The following is an 18885-nucleotide window of genomic DNA, read 5'->3' as shown; positions in this document are numbered from 1 at the left end:
AGGCTAGCGCTTCCCCGCTGTTCGGGCACAGACGACCGGACGCGTATCCCTGGCGTTCGTTGGACATTTCTCGTTGCCGTAAAGCGTCACTACTGACGGCTTGCGGAAGCGGTAGATGAACTGATCGCTCTTGCCGCGGATCGCGGGGTCGAAAACCTTTGCGGTGTGCGGGTCCTCGGGGTTGCGGAGCAGCGCCAGCTCGCCATCGAACTTGAAGCCCGCGCTTTCGATCTCGGCCCGCGCGGCGGCGGGATCGATGCGGTGGAGCGCCTCGGCCGCGGCGAAGCCGGGATCGGTATTGGCGACGTGATCGACCACCAGCAGCACGCCGCCGGGCTCGAGCGCGTCGAACAGCCGCTTGGCCACCACTGCGGCGAAGCCCGGGGGCGACTGTTTCAGATGCAGGTCGTGATAGTTCTGGACGGTAATGATGACGTCCATCCCGGCGGGGAAAGCGTAGGTTGCGAGCGAATCACTGGACGCAGTGATGTTCTTGTAAGGCTCGACCGCGGTCTTTTGCTGGACGGCGTAATCGGGATTGAACTTGATGAACTCGGCGGGCTGATAGGCCCAGACATGACCCTCTGCGCCGACCGTAGCGGACAGGATGCGCGTCCAATATCCGCCGCCCATGATGAAATCGCCGACCTTGTCGCCGGGCTTCACGCCCGCAAAGGCGAGGATCGCGCCGGCATGGCGATTGGCATCGCGGGCGCGATCGGTTTCGGGGCGGAGCGGATCGGCGAGCGCGGCGGTGATCGCGGGCGGCACCGCTTGGGCATGTGCAGTGAGCGGGGCGGCGAGAGCGAGCAGGAAAGGGACGAGAAGATGCTTCATGGCGACTCTCCTGGGTGTTCGAACCGAGCATGACACGTCTTTGCGCCGCTTCCAAGTTGCCGGGAGTTCGAGCGCGTCCCTAGATCGTTGAGCGAAGATGTCCGACCCCAATTCCCCCAATCGCTTCAACGAGGAAAAGGCGACCTATGCGGTGCGCGGTTCGGAGACTCCGGACCTCGACGCGGGCGTGGCCGCGATCCGCAATGTCGTGAAGACGCTGCCGACTCGGCCCGGCGTGTACCGGATGCAGGATGCGCGCGGCGATGTGCTGTATGTCGGCAAGGCGCGGGCGCTCAAGAACCGCGTGACCAACTACACGCAGGTATCGCGGCTTTCGAAGCGCCTCCAGCGGATGGTCGCGCAGACGCGATCGATGACGATCGTGACGACCAACAACGAGGCTGAGGCGCTGCTGCTCGAGGCGCAGCTGATCAAGCGTTATCGTCCGGCGTACAACGTGCTGCTGCGCGATGATAAGAGTTTCCCCTTCATCCTGCTGCGCCACGATCACAGCTTTCCGCGCGTCCAGCTCCACCGCGGCGCGCGGCGGGCGAAGGGCGATTATTTCGGGCCGTTCGCGGGGGCGGGGCAAGTACGCAAGACGCTCAATGCACTGCAGAAGCTGTTCCTGCTGCGCTCTTGCACCGACGGGTTCTTCGCGACGCGCGACCGGCCGTGCCTGCTCTACCAGATCCGCCGCTGCTCGGCGCCGTGCGTGGGGCGGATCGACGAAGCGGGCTATGCCGAGCTGGTGCAGGATTCGAAGGACTTCCTGCAGGGCAAATCGACCAAGGTGCAGGCCAAATTAGGCGAGGCGATGCAGGCCGCGGCCGAGGCGATGGACTTCGAGCAGGCCGCGGTGCTGCGCGACCGGCTCAAGGCGCTCACTTTCGTCCAAGGCAGCCAGGCGATCAACGCCGAGGGCATGGGCGATGCCGATATCTTCGCGATGGCATGCAAGCAGGGGGTGATGGGGATCCAGGCCTTCTTCATCCGCGGCGGCCAGAATTGGGGGCATCGCAGCTTCTTCCCGGCGCACACCAACGATGTGCCGCAGGACGAAGTGCTGAGCGCGTTCCTCATGCAATTCTACGAGGAAGTGCCGCCGCCCCGGAACGTGTTCGTCGATCGCGAGCTTGAGGAAGCGGCGCTGCTTGCCGAGGCGATGGCCGAGCGCGCGGGGCACAAGGTCGAGCTGAGCGTGCCCCAGCGCGGCACGCGGCGGCGGCTGATGGAGCAGGCGCAGCGCAACGCAGTCGAAGCGCTCGACCGGCGGATGGCCGAGAGCACGACCCAGGCCAAATTGCTCGCCGAGATCGCCGATTTGTTCGAGCTGCCCGACAGCCCGGAGCGGATCGAAATCTACGACAACAGCCATATCCAGGGGACCAATGCCGTCGGCGCGATGGTCGTCGCGGGGCCTGAGGGCTTCCGCAAGGGGCAGTATCGCAAGTTCAACATCAAGAATCCCGACACCATCCCCGGCGACGATTTCGGGATGATGCGCGAGGTCTTCGGGCGGCGCTTCGCCCGCGCGCAGGCCGAGGACCCCGACCGAACGCAGGGCGACTGGCCCGATCTGGTGCTGATCGACGGCGGGCGCGGGCAATTGAACGCTGTGAAGGGCGTGCTCGAAGATCTCGGAATCGAGGATGTATGCCTGGTCGGCGTCGCCAAGGGCCCGGACCACGGCCGCGAGGGACGCGAGGTCTTCCATCTGATGGACGGACGCGAGATCACGCTGCCAGTCAATTCGCCGGTGCTCTTCTATCTCCAGCGGCTGCGCGACGAAGTGCATCGGTTTGCGATCGGCGCGCACCGCCAGAAGCGCGCCAAGGCAATCGGGGCCTCGCCGCTCGACGAAGTCCCGGGCATCGGCCCGGCGCGCAAGAAGGCGCTGCTGATGCATTTCGGCACCGCGCGCGCGGTGCGCGGGGCGAGCCTGGAGGATCTGCAAAAAGCGCCGGGCGTCAGCAAGGCAATGGCGCAGCAATTGCACGACTATTTCCATTCAGGATGACTTGCCGAGTTTCGCCAAGACGCTAGTCTTGATGCAAATCGGGGGGCTGGATGTTTCGTAAATTGTTGGTGGCGCTTGCGCTTTTGTCGTCGGCCGGAATTGCGCATGCCGGAGACAAGCCACTCTATCAGGCGGCGCCGGCCTGGATCGCGGCGCCGCATGTGCTCGATGCCGCCAAGCTGACCGATGCCGATCCGGCGCTGGTGATCATGGATCAGCAGCAGCGCGTCGGCGACGGTCAGGTCTGGGCCTATACCGATCAGGCCACCCGCATCGCGACGACGCAGACGATGCGCGAACTGGGCACGGTGACGCTGCCGTGGCAGCCCGATGACGGCGATTTGATCGTCCACCGTGCAGAGATCGTCCGGGGCGCCGAGCGGGTTGACCTGATCGCTGCCGGACAGCGCTTCCAGGTGCTGCGCCGCGAGGAGCAGCTCGAGCAGTGGCAGCTCAACGGCACGCTGACTGCGACGCTGACGGTAGAAGGGCTGCGCGTAGGCGATGTGCTGCGGCTGAGTTATTCGGTGACCAGCCGCGACAAGACGCTTCAGGGCAATGTCCAGTCGGTTGTGCCGCTGGCCGCCGCGCCGACGCGGATCAAATTCGGTCGCGCTCGCCTTTCCTGGCCGATCGGGACGACGCTCAATTGGCGGAGCTATGCCGATGGCCTGGCGCCGCAGGTGGTGCAGCGCGGCGGCTATAACGAAATCGAGATCGCGCTGCCGCTGGCGAAGCCAGCCGAGCTGCCTGCCGATGCGCCGATCCGCTATCGCAAGCTCAATATCCTGGAGGCGACGACCTTCGCCGATTGGGGTGCGGTGTCTCGGGTGATGGCGCCGCTTTACAAGACCGAGGGGTCGATCGCGGCGGGCAGCCCGCTCGCCGGCGAAGTCGCGAAGATCGCGGCGCGGTCGAGCGACCCGCGCATGCGGGCAGCGCTGGCGCTGCAGCTGGTGCAGGACGAGGTCCGCTATCTCTTCAAGGGCATGGACGGCGGAAACTACACGCCGCAAAAGCCCGCCGACACCTGGTCGCTGCGCTATGGCGACTGCAAGGCCAAGACGCTGCTGCTGCTCGCGATCCTGCACGAGCTAGGCATCGAGAGCGAGCCGACGGTGGCTCATAGCAGCCTGGGCGATCTGGTCGCGCAACGGCTCCCGAGCCCCGGGGCGTTCGACCATGTCATCGTCCGCGCCGTGATCGGCGGCGAGAGCCTGTGGCTGGACGGTACCGGCAGCGGTAGCCGCTTGGCGGACCTCGACGACACCCCGCCGTTCCGCAATGTGCTGCCGCTGCGCCTGGCGGGTGCCGAGCTGATGCCGCTGCCGATGCGCATTCCGGCGCGGGCGATGGCGGAGATTTCGATCGAATATGACCAGTCGGCCGGGCTGAGCCTGCCGACGCCGTTCACAATCACGCTCACGGCGCGGGGCGGATTGGGCGAAATGTATCATGCCGGCATGAATCAGGCCGACAAGGAGCAGCTTTCCAACATCGCGCAGATGATGGTCAATTCGACGATCGGCGATGCACTGGTGGGCGAGCGGACGCTCACGTACGACGCCGAGACCGCCACTGCGACCCTGACTGCGAAAGGCATTGTCGGGACGCCGTGGAAGATGAGCGACGGCCGCTATCGCGCCGATCTCGACAAGACGCTCACCCTGTTCAGCTTCGCGCCCGATCGCGCGCGGCCGGCGTGGAAGGACCTGCCGGTGATGATCTCGCCGATGCCGATGACCTCGCTGGCGCGCATCCGGGTTCGTCTGCCGGATCAGGGCGCCGGATTCGAAGTGGAGGGGACGCGGAGCTTCCCGACACGCTTCGCCGGAGTGAGCATCGCGCGGACGGTGTCGCTGGAGGGAGGCTGGGCGACGCTGGAAGACCGTATCGGCACCGATGGCGGCGAAATCGCGCCTGCCGATCTGGCCGCGACCCGGGCGCAGGTGGCGCTTGCGCAGAGCCGTCCGCTGCGGATGCTCGCGCCTGCCTCCTATCCGCCGCGCTGGAAGATCGTCGCCGAGGCCGACCGGGCAAGGCTCGCACCGATCATGGCCGCCTATGCCAAGGCCATTGCCGACGAGCCGGACAAGATTCTGGGCTATACCAATCGCGCGAGCTTCCTCAATGGAATCTGGGATTATAAGGGTGCGCTGGCCGACCTCGACAAGGCGATCGCGATCGAGCCAGCGCCCGGCTCTATTTCTGGCGCGCGCAGACGCGGACGATGTTGCGCGACGATATCGGCGCGCGCGCCGATGCCGAAGCGGGGCTGGTGCTGGATCCGAGCTCGACCGAGGGCACCAGCCTGCTCGCCACCTTGCGCTTCCGCGCGGGGCAGCGCGAAGAGGCACTGGCGATGATCGCCACGCGGCTGGCCGAGGGCGGATCGGAGAAGGTCACCTTCCTATCCGAACAGTCGCAATTGCTCGGCGAAGCGGGCCGCGCCGGCGAAGCGATCGCGGCGCTGGACGCGGCGATCAAGACGATGCCGGGCAATTCCGTTCTGCTCAACCAGCGCTGCTGGGTGAAGGGCACGATGAATTTGGAACTGGAATCAGCGCTCAGGGACTGCACCAAGGGGATCGAGCTCGCGGAGAATCCGGCGTCGATCTATGACAGTCGGGCTATGGTTTATTTCCGGATGGGCAAGATGGAAGATGCGCTCGCCGATCTTGACGCTGCGCTCGATCTTTCGCCGGGGCAGGGCGCGAGCCTGTATCTGCGCGGCGTGGTGCGCAAGCGGGCCGGCGACGCCAAGGGCAGCGCGGAGGATCTGCGCGCGGCACGGATGATGTCGGCGCGGATCGACGAGGATTACGCCCGCTACGGGATCAAGCCCTGATCATTGGGGAAATCTTCACGCGCGTCGGCTAAGCCCCCCGATATGGCGACGCGCGTCTTCATCACGATCGATACCGAGCTCATGTGGCGGCACCATGTGGCGGGGCTGGACATGGATACCATCGTCCAGCGCTCGCTGGAGCCGGCGGGGGTGGGCGTGGCGTGGCAGCTGGCGCAGCTCAAGGCGCATGGGCTGAAGGCGTGCTTCTTTGTCGATCCGATGCCGGCGCTGGTCTACGGCCTCGATCCGATCAAGCGGGTCGTCGCGGCGATCCTGGAGGCGGGGCAGGAAGTGCAATTGCACCTGCATCCCAATTGGACCGGGGCGCATGCAGGCGACAAGGGCGCGACCTTCGGCCCCTTCGAACTGATCGACTATAGTTTCGACGAGCAGGTCGAATTGCTTTCGGGCGCGAGCGATATGCTGGTGGCCGCCGGCGCGCCCGAGCCGATCGCATTCCGCTCGGGCAGCTATTCGGCGAGCGACGACACGCTGGGTGCGCTGGCCAAGCTCGGCTTCGAATATGACAGCAGCCATAACGGCTCCGAGCATCCCTGGCCGAGCGCGATTTCGCTGCCCGTCAGGCAGATTGCGCCGATCGAGCATTGCGGGCTGATCGAAGTGCCGGTGACGCTGATCGAGGACCGGCAGGGCCATCTGCGCCATTTCCAGGTCTGTGCGCTCTCCGCAGGCGAGATGAGGGCGGCGCTCGATCATGCGGTTGTGAACGATCATGCCGCAGTGACGATCGTCAGCCACGGCTTCGAGCTTGCAAATCGCGCGGGCACACGGCCTAACGCCGTGCATGTGCGCCGTTTCGCGGCGCTGTGTGCGATGTTGGCCGATCGCCGGGGGGTATTGGTGACTGAGTTTTTTGGCGACCGGCCGGCGATGAAGCTCGGCCGGGACGATAGGCCGCTGGGGCCGAGCATGCTGCGCACGCGGCTGCGCCAGGCCGAGCAGCTCTGGTCGAACCTGATCGAGGAACGCGCCGCGTGAATGCGATGAGCGATATTGCCGCCCAGCCTGCCGCCCTAAATTCAACCAGGGCGAAGCCGATCCAGCTCAAGTTCGAGATCGGCGCGCGCACGCTGATGGCGATCCAGCGCTCGCTGGTCCGTATCCCGCTGAGCCTGGAAGAAGCGCGCGCAGGGATGCTGCCCGAACTGCCGGCGCTCGACCGCGACGCGCATGGCTATGCGGTGACTTCGCTTCCCGAGGGGTTGTGCGAGATGATGGTCGCGGCTTCGGGCGACATGCTCTCGTTCGTGCGGCAGCGTTACACGCGCTATTTCATCGATTTCAGCATCGGGTTCGATGCCTGGTGGAACGGATTGTCGTCGAACGCGCGGCAGAGCCTCAAGCGCAAGGCCAAGAAGATCGCGGCGGAAAGCGGCGGCGATCTCGACGTGCGCAGCTTCTCGCGGCCCGAAGAGCTTGACGAATTCCACGATGTCGCGCGGCGGATTTCGCTGCGCACCTATCAGGAGCGGCTGCTCGGCTCGGGACTGCCTGACAGCCTGGAATTCCTGCGCGAGATGGTGACGATGGCGGCGGCGGGCCGCGTTCGCGCCTGGCTGCTCTACATTGCGGGCGAACCCGCGGCCTATCTCTATTGCCCGATTGTCGGCGACAATGTGATCTATGCGCATGTCGGGCACGATCCCGCGTTCAACGATCTCTCGCCCGGCGCGGTGCTCCAGCTCGGGGCGATGCGCGAGCTGTTCGACGAGAACCGCTTCGCGCGCTTCGATTTCACCGAAGGGGAAGGGCAACACAAGCGTCAGTTCGCCACCGACGGGGTGGCGTGCGTCGATTTGCTGCTGCTGCGGCCGTCGCTGGCGAATCGCGTGACTATGGCCGCGCTCGGCGGGTTCAACCGCAGCGTGGCGCTGGTGAAAAGCGGCGTTCAGGGTGCGGGTCTGGGCAAGTTGGCGAAGAAATTGCGGCGGGGATAATCCGATCCTCCCCGGCACGGGGAGGTGGCACGCGAAGCGTGACGGAGGGGGGCTCTCCTCATAAGGCTTCTCTCGCGGCACGCCCCCTCCACCAGCCTGCGGCTGGTCCCCCTCCCCGTGCCGGGGAGGATCAGCTAGACCGCTCTCATGCATCTCCGCGCCGAAGCCATCATCCTCAGCGTCCGTGCACATGGCGAGCATGGCGCGGTGGTTCGCGCGCTGACCGAGAGCGATGGGCTGCAGGCCGGCTATGTGCGGGGCGGGCGATCGCGGGCCATGCGGCCGGTGTTGCAGCCGGCGAACCTCGTGCTCGGCGAATGGCGCGCGCGCACCGCGGAGCAATTGCCGGGGCTTACCGTCGAGCTGATCCACAGCCGCGCCCCGATGTTCGGGGAGGCTTTGCCCGCCGCGGCGTTCGAATGGGCGACGGCACTGACGGCATCGGTGCTTCCCGAGGGACATGCCTATCCACATGTTCATGATGCCCTGGACGGGGTGCTCGGGGCGATCGAGGCGGCTCCGGCGGCGCGGGGCTGGGCAGTTGCGCTGGTGCGGTACGAATTGCTGCTGCTCGCCGAATTGGGGTTCGGGCTCGATCTGGAGCGTTGCGCGGCGACGGGTGCGACGCAGGAACTGCACTATGTCAGCCCAAAGAGCGGCACTGCCGTCAGCAGGCTGGGCGCCACAGGATATGAGCATAAGCTGCTGCGCCTGCCGGCTTTCCTGACGCTGGGCGGGGCCGCGGAGTGGGACGATATCCTCGATGGCCTCAAGCTCACCGGACATTTTCTCGAACGCGACTTGCTGATCGGGCGAGGCGCCGACGTGATGGCGGCGCGCGCCCGGCTGGTCGATCGGCTCAAGCGGGCGGTTGCGTAAGCGGGATGGGGACGGCAAAGCGCGTGGAAACCATGTGGGAGCGGGCATGCCGCTGATTGCTGTTCTGCCCGGTGACGGGATCGGGCCCGAAGTTACCACCCAAGCGCGCCGTGTGCTCGAAGCGCTGGGACTCGATCTTCAGTTCGAGGAAGCGCCGGTCGGCGGGGCGGGCTATCTCGCCTCCGGCCGTCCGCTGCCGCCCGAGACGCTGGCGCTCGCCAAACGCGCCGATGCGGTGCTGTTCGGCGCAGTCGGCGATCCTCGCTTCGAGGCATTGGAGCGGCGGCTGCGGCCCGAGGCGGCGCTGCTGGCACTGCGACGCGAATTGGGGCTGTTCGCCAATATCCGCCCGGCAACGCTGTTTCCGGGGCTCGAAGACGCATCGCCGCTCAAGCCCGATGTGGTGAAGGGGCTCGACATCGTCATCGTCCGCGAGCTGACCGGCGACGTCTATTTCGGCGAAAAGGGCCGGCGCACCAACCAGGAGGGCCTGCGCCAAGGCTTCGACTGGATGTCGTACGACGAGGCCGAGGTCGAGCGGATCGCGATCGTCGGCTTCGAGATGGCCAAGCGCCGCCGCGGCAAGCTCTGCTCGGTCGACAAGGCCAATGTCCTCGAAACCTCGCAGCTGTGGCGCGACGTGGTCAACGAAGTCGCGGTGCAGTATCCCGAGGTCCAGCTGACGCACATGTATGTCGATAATGCTGCGATGCAGCTTGTGCGCCGCCCGGCCGATTTCGACGTGATCGTCACCGGGAATCTGTTCGGCGACATACTCTCGGATCAGGCGAGCATGTGCGCCGGGTCGATCGGCATGCTGCCTTCGGCCTCTCTGAGCGACTGGAGCGGGGCCAGCGGCATGTACGAGCCGATCCATGGCAGCGCGCCCGATATTGCCGGACAGGGCAAGGCCAATCCCTGCGCCGCGATCCTTTCGGCGGGTATGCTGATGCGGCACTCACTGAACGACGAAGCCTCGTACCGGCGGATCGAGACGGCAGTGATCGACGCGATTGCCAAGGGTGCGCGCACCCCGGATCTGGGTGGCAGCCTGACCACGTCGGAAATGGGCGATGCCGTGCTCCGGGAGATCAAGTGACTCCCGATCTGCTCGAACTCGCGGTCGTCATCCCCACTTTCAACGAGCGCGGCAATGTCGCTACGCTCGTGGCGAAGCTCGATGCGGCGCTGGCCGGGCGCAACTGGGAAGCGATCTTCGTCGACGACGACAGCCCGGACGGCACGGCCCAGGCGGTGCGCGAGCTGGCCCGGCTCGACAAGCGCGTGCGGGTAATCCAGCGGATCGGGCGGCGCGGGCTTTCGACGGCGTGCATCGAGGGGATGTGCGCGACTGCGGCGCCGATCGTCGCGGTAATCGACGGCGACATGCAGCATGACGAAACCAGGCTGCCGGCAATGCTCGATGCGCTGGAGAGCGACGATGCCCTGGAAGTCGTGATCGGATCGCGCTTCTGCGAAGGCGGCTGCACCGGCGAATGGGACAGCGATCGCGTCGCCAAATCGGCGTTTGCGACCAAGCTCTCTCGCAAGGTCCTCAAAGTCGATCTGACCGATCCGATGAGCGGTTTCTTCATGATCCGCACCCAGATCGTTCGCGATCTGGTGCCGACTCTGTCGGGGATCGGCTTCAAGATCCTGCTCGATATCATGACCGCGTCGCCGCAGCCGCTGCGCTTCAAGGAAGTGCCGTATATCTTCCGGACCCGCACGGAGGGCGAGAGCAAGCTCGATCACGTCGTGGCGATGGAATATCTGATCGCGCTCTACGACCGGATGTTTGGCCGGGTCGTGCCGGTGCGCTTCGCAATGTTTTCTGCGATCGGCGCCCTGGGGGCGGGCCTGCACTTTCTGGTGCTCGGCATATTGTTTCGGATGATGGCGGCCCCATTCGTGGCGGCGACGATCGTCGCGACCGTGGTGGCGATGACCTTCAACTTCTTCCTCAACAACGCGCTGACCTATCGCGGCCAGCGGCTCAAGGGCGCCAAGGAGATGTGGGCCGGCTGGGTGAGCTTCTGCCTGGTCTGCTCGGTGGGGGCGGTAGCGAATGTCGGCGTCGCGGCGTTCCTGCACAATGTCCAGCATGGCGATTGGCGGCTGTCGGCACTGGCCGGGATCATGGTCGCTGCGGTGTGGAATTTCGCGCTGTCTTCGCGATTCACCTGGGGGCGGTACTGATCACCGCTGCCGGCGGCGCCTGCTTTCCCGCGGCGTCCGTGGCGATCGATGGTTTGCTGCCAGTTGCAATAACGTCGCCCAATGGGCCTTGCGACATCAGCCGCCCTTTTTCGGCTTTCGGGATACCCCCGGCGCAGCATTCCTGGCTCGAAATCGTGCTGCCCGAAGGTTTTCGCCAGCCGATCTCTGCGCTGCTGTTGCACATCGAGTGGGCAGATATGCCAGCGGACAGGCGGGGCTTTGCCGGCCACTATCGCGACTACCGCATAGACATCGATGGCCATCGCGCCAGACGGCCGCTGTTTGACAATCGCAGCTTCCGGGTGGCGTTTACGATGAAGGAGCCCGCGCCGTGGAGGCTGAAGCGGGTTGTGCCGCTACCGCTATTCCGAACGGTCGGCGGCGGCGCCGAGCCACGCCGCAGCGCGCCGGTGATGCCGGTCTCGCATTTCGTCCTCCCGATCGAGCGGGATTGGAATAGTGAAGTTGGTCTCGCAATCCTCGCGTTGCGGATGACGCTTGCCGAACCAGCCCATGCATTCGGCAACATCCTCTATCCGTCCAACCTGATGGCTGCATCGATGCGGCGGGGGCCGATGCCCAATCCGCCCTGGACGCCGATGGTGAAGGCGCTGACGCTTGGCTTTTGCTGCGCTAAGTTGGCATTCAAGCCCAGCTAGGGATCCACATCCAGCGGCGGAAGCCCTGATCGCTGCCGAGCGGAGATGCGGCTATGATCGGGTAGAAATAGATGAAGGCGACGAGGCTCGCCGCGGCGAACCATTCCTCCCAGCCGCGATCGCGGCCGCGGTCGAAATGGTGAAAGGCGACCGCCAGCGCGAGGCAGATGAAGATGCCCGAGAGGTGGTAATAATAATAGAAGCCCAGCGATTTGGGGATGACGACGTAGATCGCCAGGCTCGCCGTCCATAGCAAAGCGACCGCCAGTGGCCGGATCGCCTTTTCGCGGAACCAGGCCCAATAGCAGGCGAGCACCGCGAGCAGCCCGCCCCACATCACTACCGGGTTGCCGATCAGCAAAACGCCGCGCTGGTAGCCATCGTCCCACTCGTAGAAATACCAGATCGGGCGCAGCAGAAGCGGCCAGCTCCACCAGTCGGACTGGTAGGTGTGCGGTTTGAGCACCTGAGTTTGCAGCGCGTACATATCCCATTGCTGCGCGAAGAGCCCCGACAGCGAGAGCGGCTCGCGCCAGTAGAAGAAGGCGGGGAAGAAGCTGAGGAAATAAACGAGGATGCTGACGGTGCCGAGCAGCGCCAGTGCCGGGATGGCGGGGAGGTCGGGCCAGTGCGGCTGGTCCTTGCCCGAGAGCGTCGTGGCCAGCGGCCGCTTTGCGACGCGCGCGTCGTGGGCGCGGATGATCAGGAATGCGGCGGCGGCGAGCGCGATATAGGGAATGGCGGACCATTTGACCCCGGTGGCGAGGCCTAGCACTGCGCTGGCCGCGATCCAGCGCCACCACACCTGCCGGCCCTGGCCTTTCATCGCCCACAGCATCAGAACGATTCCCCAAAGCAGGAAGGCGCCGAGAAAGACGTCGAGCATCGCGGTGCGCGCCTGGACGAAGATCGTCTGGTTGAACAAGGCCAGCGCCGCTCCGACCAGCGCCGGGCGCATGCTCCCGAGCAGCAGCCACAGGAAAGCGAAGACCCCGAGCACGGTCGCGGTGCCGGCCAGCGCAGGCACGATCCGCCAGCCGGTGGGATTATCGCCGAACACCATCATGCCGGCGGCGATCAATTCCTTGCCGACCATCGGATGCTCGACGTTGCGCGGCCCCTCCAGATCGAGGATCGCACGGGCGGCGGGCACGTAATGCACTTCGTCGAACATGATCCGCGTCGGCCGGTCGATATGCAGAGTGAACAGCGTCTGCGCGGCGAGCCCGATCAGCAGCGCGACGATCCAGGGGCGAGTGCGGAGAGCCTTGACGCGTTCGAGCATGGCCATCCGATAAACGATCATTTCGCATCCGTCATGCGGGAGTTAGTTGACGCCTTGCCCCCACGCCCGGCAAAGCGTTCGCCATGAAGCGCAACACCGGACAGGACCGTGGCGTCACCGCCAAGTGGAAGCCAGCAACGCAGGCAGTCCGCGGCGGCACCATGCGCTCGGAATTCGGCGAGACCAGCGAAGCGCTCTTCCTGACCTCGGGCTATGCCTATGACACCGCAGGCGACGCCGCGGCGCGCTTTGCCGGCGAGCAGGCCGGCATGACCTATTCGCGGCTGCAGAACCCGACGGTGCAGATGCTCGAGGAGCGGATTGCGCTGCTCGAAGGCGCCGAAGCCTGCCGGACGATGGCGACGGGCATGGCGGCGATGACCGCGGCATTGCTGTGCCAGCTCGAGACGGGCGACCATCTGGTGGCGGGGCGCGCGGCGTTCGGTTCGTGCCGCTGGCTGACCGATACTTTGCTGCCCAAGTTCGGGATCAGCACGACGATCGTCGATGCGCGCGATCCGCAACAGTTCGAAGACGCGATCACGCCAAAGACCAAGCTGTTCTTCTTCGAGACGCCGGCCAACCCGACGATGGATATCGTCGATCTCGAAGCCGTGTGCGGGATTGCGCGGAAGCACGGCATTATCAGCGTGGTCGATAATGCCTTTGCTACGCCCGTGCTGCAGCGGCCGATGGAGTTCGGCGCGGACGTGGTGGCCTATTCGGCGACCAAGCTGATGGACGGGCAGGGGCGGGTGCTCGCGGGCGCAGTCGCCGGAAGCTCGGCCTTCATCAACGACGTGCTGCTGCCTTTCACGCGCAACACCGGGCCGACGCTGAGCGCGTTCAATGCCTGGGTGGTGCTCAAGGGGATGGAGACGCTCGACCTGCGCGCGCGCCGGCAGAGCGAGAACGCACTCGCGGTCGGCCGCTTCCTCGAGGGTCGCGTGCCGCGCGTGCTGCATCCGGGGCTGCCGAGCCATCCGCAGCACAATCTCGCGATGCGCCAGATGGACGCGGCGGGGCCGATCTTCGCATTCGAAGTGGATGGCGGGCGCGCTCAGGCGCATGCCCTGCTCAACGCGCTCGAACTGGTCGATATCTCGAACAATATCGGCGATTCGCGCTCGCTTATGACGCATCCCTCGTCCACGACCCATTATGGGGTGATCGAAGAAAAGCGCATCGAGATGGGCGTGACCGAAGGCCTGCTGCGGCTCAATGTCGGGCTTGAGGATCCGGAGGACGTGATCGCCGATCTCGACCAGGCGCTGCGGACCGCCGGCTTATGATCATCAAATCGCTGTTCAACGACGAAGCGGAGACGCGCGGCATCACGGTGCGCGTCTCGGCCAGCTATCTTCCCGAACAGTCCGAGCCCGATCGAGGGCGCTGGTTCTGGTCCTATCATATCCGCATCGAGAACGATTCGCCGCTGACGGTGCAATTGCTGACGCGGCACTGGGTGATCACCGACGGACGCGGCGCGCGCCACACCGTCGAGGGCGAAGGCGTGGTGGGCGAACAGCCGCTGATCGTGCCGGGCGGCAGCTTCGACTATGTCTCGGGCTGCCCGCTCGCGACCCCCACCGGCAACATGCAGGGCAGCTATCGGATGATAAGCGAAGACGGAGCCAGCTTCGACGTGGCGATACCCAAATTCTCGCTGATGGCTCCGGCGGTGATCGGATGAAGCGTACCCACCTCCCCTTAAACGGCCTGCGCGTGCTCGACGCAGCGGCGCGGCACCTGAGCTTCACGCGCGCAGCGGATGAGCTGGCGGTGACCCCTGCGGCGGTCGGGCAGCAGATCCGCGCGCTTGAAGATACGCTGGGCGTCGTGCTGTTCCGCCGCACGACCAAGGGGCTGGAACTGACCCAGGAAGGCGAGGCCGGCCTTGCGGCGCTGCGCGCAGGCTTCCTCCAGTTCGAGGAAAGCGTGCGCGCGATGCAGGCCGGGCAATCGTCCAAATCGCTGACCATCGCGGCACCGCGTGACCTGACCGCAAAGTGGCTGATGCCGCGGCTGGCGGAGATTGCGCGCGCCGACGGCGAATTGCGCTTCGTGCTGGTGCCTGCGGACGACACGATCGACTTCACCGAAGCCAATCTCGACTTGGCGATCCGCTGGAGCGAAGGCCCGGGGGAGCATGAAGGCGAAGCGCTGGAAAGCGACGGGATGGTGACCGTCGAGCGCCCCGGCGGCGGTCAGGACGTCAAGATTTGCTGGCCGGGCTGCCTGGCCGAGGACGCGGTCTCGCCGGTGCGCGTGTCCGATGCGGGCCTCGCGCTCGATGCGGCTGCCGAAGGGCTGGGCCGCGCGACCGTGCCCGAATTGCTGGCGCGTGCGGATATCGAAAGCGGGCGGCTGGCGATCGTCGGCGAGCCTACATCCTCGCGGCTCGGCTATTGGCTGGTCGCGCCGCTGCCGCAATGGCGGCAGAAGAAGGTCAAGGCGTTGGTGGAAAAGCTGGGGGAGTAGGCGATGGGAATGGGGCTGATCGCACTGGCGCTGCTGGCGCAGGATGTCCCGAAGTTTCCACCCCATTATAGCGGCGTGGCAATGACTTGCCCGGTCGGCGGCGAGGCGTTCACCGGGCCATCGCTGATGCATTATTCCACGTTCGGCGCGATGCCCGATGGCGAGCCGATCGGCTCGATCGAGTTTCCGATCCTGATGGCCGAATGCCCGGGCAACGGGCTCATTCTCTACGACAAGTTCACGCCCGAGACCGTGGCCAAACTGACGCCCTTGGTGGCGAGCGACGCCTATAAGGCGATGCGCAAGGCCGAGACGCCCTATTACCGGGCGCATTGGCTGGCCGCGCGCAGCGGCAATGCCGAGCAGGCCGCGTGGCTGCTGCTATCCGCGACGTGGGAAGCCAAGGGTGCGGACCCCGATAGCGAGCAGGCGCGGCGCTATAACGAGGCGTTCGTCGCTGCGGTGCAGGCGCTTCCCGCCGATGCCTCATCTTTCGGCTCGATCGCTCTGCGCGGGCGTGCCGCCAATGCGCTGCGCGAAATGGGCCGCTTCGATGAAGCGGAGGCGATGCGCGCCGGCATCCTGATCGCGCCCGATGCGGGCGGCGAGAAGGGCAAGCGCAATCGTGACGGCTGGAGCGCATTCGTCGCTGAACTCGCAGCGCCGATCGCGCGCCGCGACCCCGCGCGCCAGCCGATCGACCTGATGCCTCCGCGGCAGGCCGCCTGGCGCTGCCTCGCCAGGGAATTCGCCAAGCCCGGCGAAGCGGCCGCGCCGCTGACGGCTTTCGAAAGCGAATTCTGCGTCCGGCCGGAAACCGCGCAGGAGATCGAAAAGGCGCGCAAATCGAAAGCCGAGTCCGATGCGATGCTCGCCAAGATCCGAGCCGAACAGAAGCAGTAGCGGCTAGCCAAGGCGCCGGAAAAGCCTATCGTCCGCTCGATCATTCGGGGGAGAAATATCGTGGCGTATTCGCCCTGGGCGCATCACAAATCGGCGGGCGTTTCCGACGACATCGATTTCGAGATCAAGGGGCAGGAGCTCCAGTTCGTCGAGATCGAGCTCGATCCGGGCGAGAGCGCGGTGGCCGAGGCGGGCGCCTTGGTCTGGAAGGACGCCAGCGTCGGGATGACCACGGTGTTCGGCGATGGCAGCGCCAACCAGCCTTCGGGGATCATGGGCAAATTGCTCGGCGCGGGGAAGCGGCTGATCACCGGCGAGAGCCTGTTCACGACGGTGTTTACGCATAACGGTTCGGGCAAGGCCCGCGTCGCTTTCTCCGCGCCGGTGCCGGGGGCGATCGTGCCACTCAAGCTTTCGGACGTGGGTGGTACGCTGATCTGCCAGAAGGACGCGTTCCTGGCTGCGGCCAAGGGCGTCTCGATTGGGATCGCGTTCCAGCGCAAGATCATGACCGGTTTCTTCGGCGGCGAAGGCTTCATCATGCAGAAGCTCGAAGGCGATGGCTGGGTGTTCGTCCAGTTCGGCGGGGCGATCGTCGAGCGGACGCTGGCGCCGGGCGAGCAACTGCACGTCGATACCGGCTGCCTCGCGGCGTACACGCCGAGCGTCGAATTCGATCTGGAGACTGCGGGCGGCGTCAAGAACATGGTCTTTGGCGGCGAGGGCTTCTTCTTCGCGCGGCTGACCGGGCCGGGCAAAGTATGGATCCAGTCGCTGCCGTTCGGCCGGCTCGCCGGCCGCATCATCGCGATGGTCCCGCCCAATCGCGGCGAAGGATCGGCACTGGGTCCCCTTGGGGATTTCGTGCAGGGCAATCGTTGAGCGACAGGAACATGCCTGTATTGAAAACCGAGCGGCTCGTACTGCGGCCGCGCCGTCCCGACGATGCCGAGGCATTGCACGAAATCTATGCTGATGAAGACCTGATGCGGTGGTGGTCGCACGGGCCGCATTTGACTCTGGACGAGACCCGCGAGCGGATGGCGGACAAGTCGCCCGATTGGCGCTGCTGGTCGATCACGCGCGCCGGTGACGATATAGCGATCGGCTTCGTCGCCGCGGTCGAGAAGCGCCAAGGCAATGTCACCGAGATCGGCTATGCGCTCGCCCGCGCGCATTGGGGGCTGGGCTATGCCGCCGAAGCGGTGGCGCGGATGATCGGCCAGATCTTCACCGAGGGGCAGCGCCGGGTGTTTGCTGATACCGACCCTGAGAACACGGCATCGCGCGCGCTGCTCGAGCGGCTGGGGTTCAAGCTCGAAGGCTATCTGCGCGCCGAATGGGAGACCCATATCGGCGTGCGCGACACGACGCTGTACGGCCTGCTGCGCGAGGAGTGGGACGCTTGCCACTCGGCAAAGGTAGCCATATAGATTACGACTACAAATGTAGTCGAAAGGATATCCGAAGATGAAACGGCTCTTGATCGCTGCGGCCGCCCTGATCGCGCTGGCCGGGCAAGCGCGGGCGCAGAGCCTGGCGGTCAAGCTCGATGCCGAAACGGCGCGCGCCGTCCTTGCCGCGGTGCGCAACCCGGCGTTAACGCGAGAGCAGGCGCTCGCGATCGCCCGTCTGCCGGGCAATCAGGGGCTGATCCGGAAGGTCAAGGGGTATAAGCGCCCTGCCGACGAGGGCCGGCTGGCGGAGGCGCTGCTCGCCGCCGCGCAGCACCGTGCCAGCGATGTGGATGCCGATTATAAGTTCGCCGAAGTGCGCGACGCCGCCGACAGGATCGCGCCGGTCGTCGAGGCGATGGCCGATCCGCAATCGCTCGCTGGAGTGCAAGCGCGGATCGCGTTGTTCACCCCGGCGCGGGTCCAGGGCAGTGCGGCGGGCTATCTGATCGTCGGCGGGCGATCGGGCGGCTTCGCGTTCGGCGAGCCCGAATTCTATCTCAACATCGCACGCTTCCCTGCTGCCTCGGTGGCGCGCGTGATCCTGGCGCATGAGCTTTATCATGCAGTGCAGGGGCTCGCGATAAGCATGCGGCCGCCAGGCGACGCGGCCAAGGCCTGCCTGGCGAAGATCCCCGAGGCGGAGAGGCTCGGCAATCTGTTCGGCTCGCTCCAGCAGGAAGGCATGGCGAGCTGGGTCGGCGATGTGCTGGCGCTGCCGGCGAGCGATCTGACTGCGAAGACCGATCGCGACCGCGTCCAGCGCGGGGTCAACATGATTTCGCGCAGCGTCACGCTGCTGGCACTGTCGACCCACGCGCTGACCACCCCCTCGGCCGTCGGCTATGATCAGGTCTATGAGCTGGGCTTCTACGGTGACGAGATCCTCTATTATCTCGGCTATGTGATAGTGCGCGGGATCGCCGCGGAGCAGGGCAATGCCGCGGTCGCCGAACTGATCGACCAGCCCGGCGCGGCGATGATCCTCCGTTATGCGGGGCTCAAGGGCTATGGGAAGAGCGCCGAGATGCCCGCGCTGGATGCGGCCACACTGGACTGGGCCAAGCGCTTGGCCGCCTGCGGCTGATGGCGCCGCCCAACCTCAAGGATCCTGCCGAGCGCGCCGCTTATGCTCGCGAGCTGCACGGCGTTGCGCGCGGCGTGCGGCTGGTGGGGCTGTGGCTGGCCGCAGCAGGCGCGGCGCTGCTCGTTGCGCGGCGCTTCGCTTGGTGGGAGGCGCCCCTGTGGCTGGTGTTCACAGTGCTGGGGCTGGGGGTGATGCTGATCATCACCGGCATGGCCGCGCGCGCCCGCTATCATGCACTCAGGATGCGCGGCTGA

19 protein-coding genes are annotated in these 18885 nt (G+C 65.9%); 17 read left to right on the top strand and 2 right to left on the bottom strand.

Features of this window, described 5'->3' with window-relative positions; all coding sequences use genetic code 11:
• Window positions 1–3: 3 nt before the first annotated feature.
• Window positions 4–837, bottom strand: coding sequence for a class I SAM-dependent methyltransferase (locus tag ACZZZM_RS16675; protein ID WP_463596195.1), 834 nt, complete (start codon window positions 835–837; stop codon window positions 4–6).
• A gap of 97 nt (window positions 838–934) precedes the next feature.
• On the opposite strand from ACZZZM_RS16675, the gene uvrC reads away from it, so the two are divergent.
• From uvrC to ACZZZM_RS16630, 9 genes are all read left to right on the top strand, one after another.
• Window positions 935–2857, top strand: a complete 1923-nt coding sequence (uvrC, locus tag ACZZZM_RS16670; protein ID WP_463596194.1) for an excinuclease ABC subunit UvrC — start codon at window positions 935–937, stop codon at window positions 2855–2857.
• A 50-nt stretch (window positions 2858–2907) separates the two neighbouring features.
• Entirely contained in the window at window positions 2908–5223 is a 2316-nt protein-coding gene (locus ACZZZM_RS16665; RefSeq protein WP_463596193.1) for a DUF3857 domain-containing protein, read from the top strand.
• Window positions 5220–5705 (top strand): tetratricopeptide repeat protein, encoded by a 486-nt coding sequence (locus ACZZZM_RS16660; protein WP_463596474.1) that lies wholly within the window; start codon window positions 5220–5222, stop codon window positions 5703–5705. Before ACZZZM_RS16665 ends, ACZZZM_RS16660 begins: the two co-directional genes overlap by 4 nt.
• A gap of 42 nt (window positions 5706–5747) precedes the next feature.
• On the top strand, window positions 5748–6704 hold the full coding sequence (locus ACZZZM_RS16655) for a polysaccharide deacetylase family protein (protein WP_463596192.1): 957 nt from the start codon (window positions 5748–5750) through the stop codon (window positions 6702–6704).
• Between the two features lie 5 nt (window positions 6705–6709).
• Window positions 6710–7663 carry a GNAT family N-acetyltransferase gene (locus tag ACZZZM_RS16650; RefSeq protein ID WP_463596191.1) on the top strand — a complete coding sequence of 318 codons (954 nt, stop codon included), beginning with the start codon at window positions 6710–6712 and terminating at the stop codon, window positions 7661–7663.
• Between the two features lie 147 nt (window positions 7664–7810).
• A complete protein-coding gene (recO, locus tag ACZZZM_RS16645; RefSeq protein ID WP_463596190.1) occupies window positions 7811–8542 on the top strand; it encodes a DNA repair protein RecO in 732 nt (243 codons plus the stop codon).
• A gap of 46 nt (window positions 8543–8588) precedes the next feature.
• Window positions 8589–9641, top strand: a complete 1053-nt coding sequence (gene leuB / locus ACZZZM_RS16640; protein ID WP_463596189.1) for a 3-isopropylmalate dehydrogenase — start codon at window positions 8589–8591, stop codon at window positions 9639–9641.
• Window positions 9638–10741: a glycosyltransferase gene (locus ACZZZM_RS16635; RefSeq protein ID WP_463596188.1), complete on the top strand. Its 1104-nt coding sequence runs from the start codon at window positions 9638–9640 to the stop codon at window positions 10739–10741. Before leuB ends, ACZZZM_RS16635 begins: the two co-directional genes overlap by 4 nt.
• Before the next feature lie 38 nt (window positions 10742–10779).
• Window positions 10780–11421, top strand: a complete 642-nt coding sequence (locus tag ACZZZM_RS16630) for a hypothetical protein (RefSeq protein ID WP_463596187.1) — start codon at window positions 10780–10782, stop codon at window positions 11419–11421.
• Here the strand turns inward: ACZZZM_RS16630 and ACZZZM_RS16625 are convergent.
• Window positions 11408–12727 (bottom strand): glycosyltransferase family 39 protein, encoded by a 1320-nt coding sequence (locus ACZZZM_RS16625; RefSeq protein WP_463596186.1) that lies wholly within the window; start codon window positions 12725–12727, stop codon window positions 11408–11410. The two genes, ACZZZM_RS16630 and ACZZZM_RS16625, sit on opposite strands and share 14 nt — an antisense overlap.
• A 62-nt stretch (window positions 12728–12789) precedes the next feature.
• Here ACZZZM_RS16625 and ACZZZM_RS16620 point away from each other — a divergent pair, with 62 nt between their 5' ends.
• Genes ACZZZM_RS16620 through ACZZZM_RS16585 form a run of 8 tightly spaced genes read left to right on the top strand, consistent with a single transcriptional unit; the run spans window position 12790 to window position 18885 of the window.
• Window positions 12790–13998: a trans-sulfuration enzyme family protein gene (locus tag ACZZZM_RS16620; protein ID WP_463596185.1), complete on the top strand. Its 1209-nt coding sequence runs from the start codon at window positions 12790–12792 to the stop codon at window positions 13996–13998.
• A 2-nt stretch (window positions 13999–14000) separates the two neighbouring features.
• Window positions 14001–14399 (top strand): Co2+/Mg2+ efflux protein ApaG, encoded by a 399-nt coding sequence (gene apaG, locus ACZZZM_RS16615; protein WP_463596473.1) that lies wholly within the window; start codon window positions 14001–14003, stop codon window positions 14397–14399.
• Entirely contained in the window at window positions 14396–15187 is a 792-nt protein-coding gene (locus ACZZZM_RS16610; protein WP_463596184.1) for a LysR family transcriptional regulator, read from the top strand. The genes apaG and ACZZZM_RS16610 overlap by 4 nt, the downstream gene beginning before the upstream one ends.
• A 9-nt stretch (window positions 15188–15196) precedes the next feature.
• Window positions 15197–16090, top strand: coding sequence for a hypothetical protein (locus tag ACZZZM_RS16605; protein WP_463596183.1), 894 nt, complete (start codon window positions 15197–15199; stop codon window positions 16088–16090).
• A gap of 60 nt (window positions 16091–16150) precedes the next feature.
• The gene (locus ACZZZM_RS16600; RefSeq protein WP_463596182.1) at window positions 16151–16972 is read left to right on the top strand and encodes a TIGR00266 family protein; all 822 of its coding nucleotides are present in this window, start codon (window positions 16151–16153) and stop codon (window positions 16970–16972) included.
• Between the two features lie 11 nt (window positions 16973–16983).
• Complete coding sequence (locus ACZZZM_RS16595) at window positions 16984–17523, top strand: GNAT family N-acetyltransferase (RefSeq protein WP_463596181.1); 540 nt, start codon at window positions 16984–16986, stop codon at window positions 17521–17523.
• A gap of 37 nt (window positions 17524–17560) precedes the next feature.
• Window positions 17561–18631, top strand: coding sequence for a DUF5700 domain-containing putative Zn-dependent protease (locus ACZZZM_RS16590; RefSeq protein WP_463596180.1), 1071 nt, complete (start codon window positions 17561–17563; stop codon window positions 18629–18631).
• The gene (locus ACZZZM_RS16585; protein ID WP_463596179.1) at window positions 18631–18885 is read left to right on the top strand and encodes a hypothetical protein; all 255 of its coding nucleotides are present in this window, start codon (window positions 18631–18633) and stop codon (window positions 18883–18885) included. The genes ACZZZM_RS16590 and ACZZZM_RS16585 overlap by 1 nt, the downstream gene beginning before the upstream one ends.

The sequence above is a fragment of the Sphingomonas sp. AC522 genome (assembly GCF_979258125.1).
Note: the sequence above shows the minus strand (reverse complement) of the source record. Positions and strands in the feature narration are given on the sequence as shown.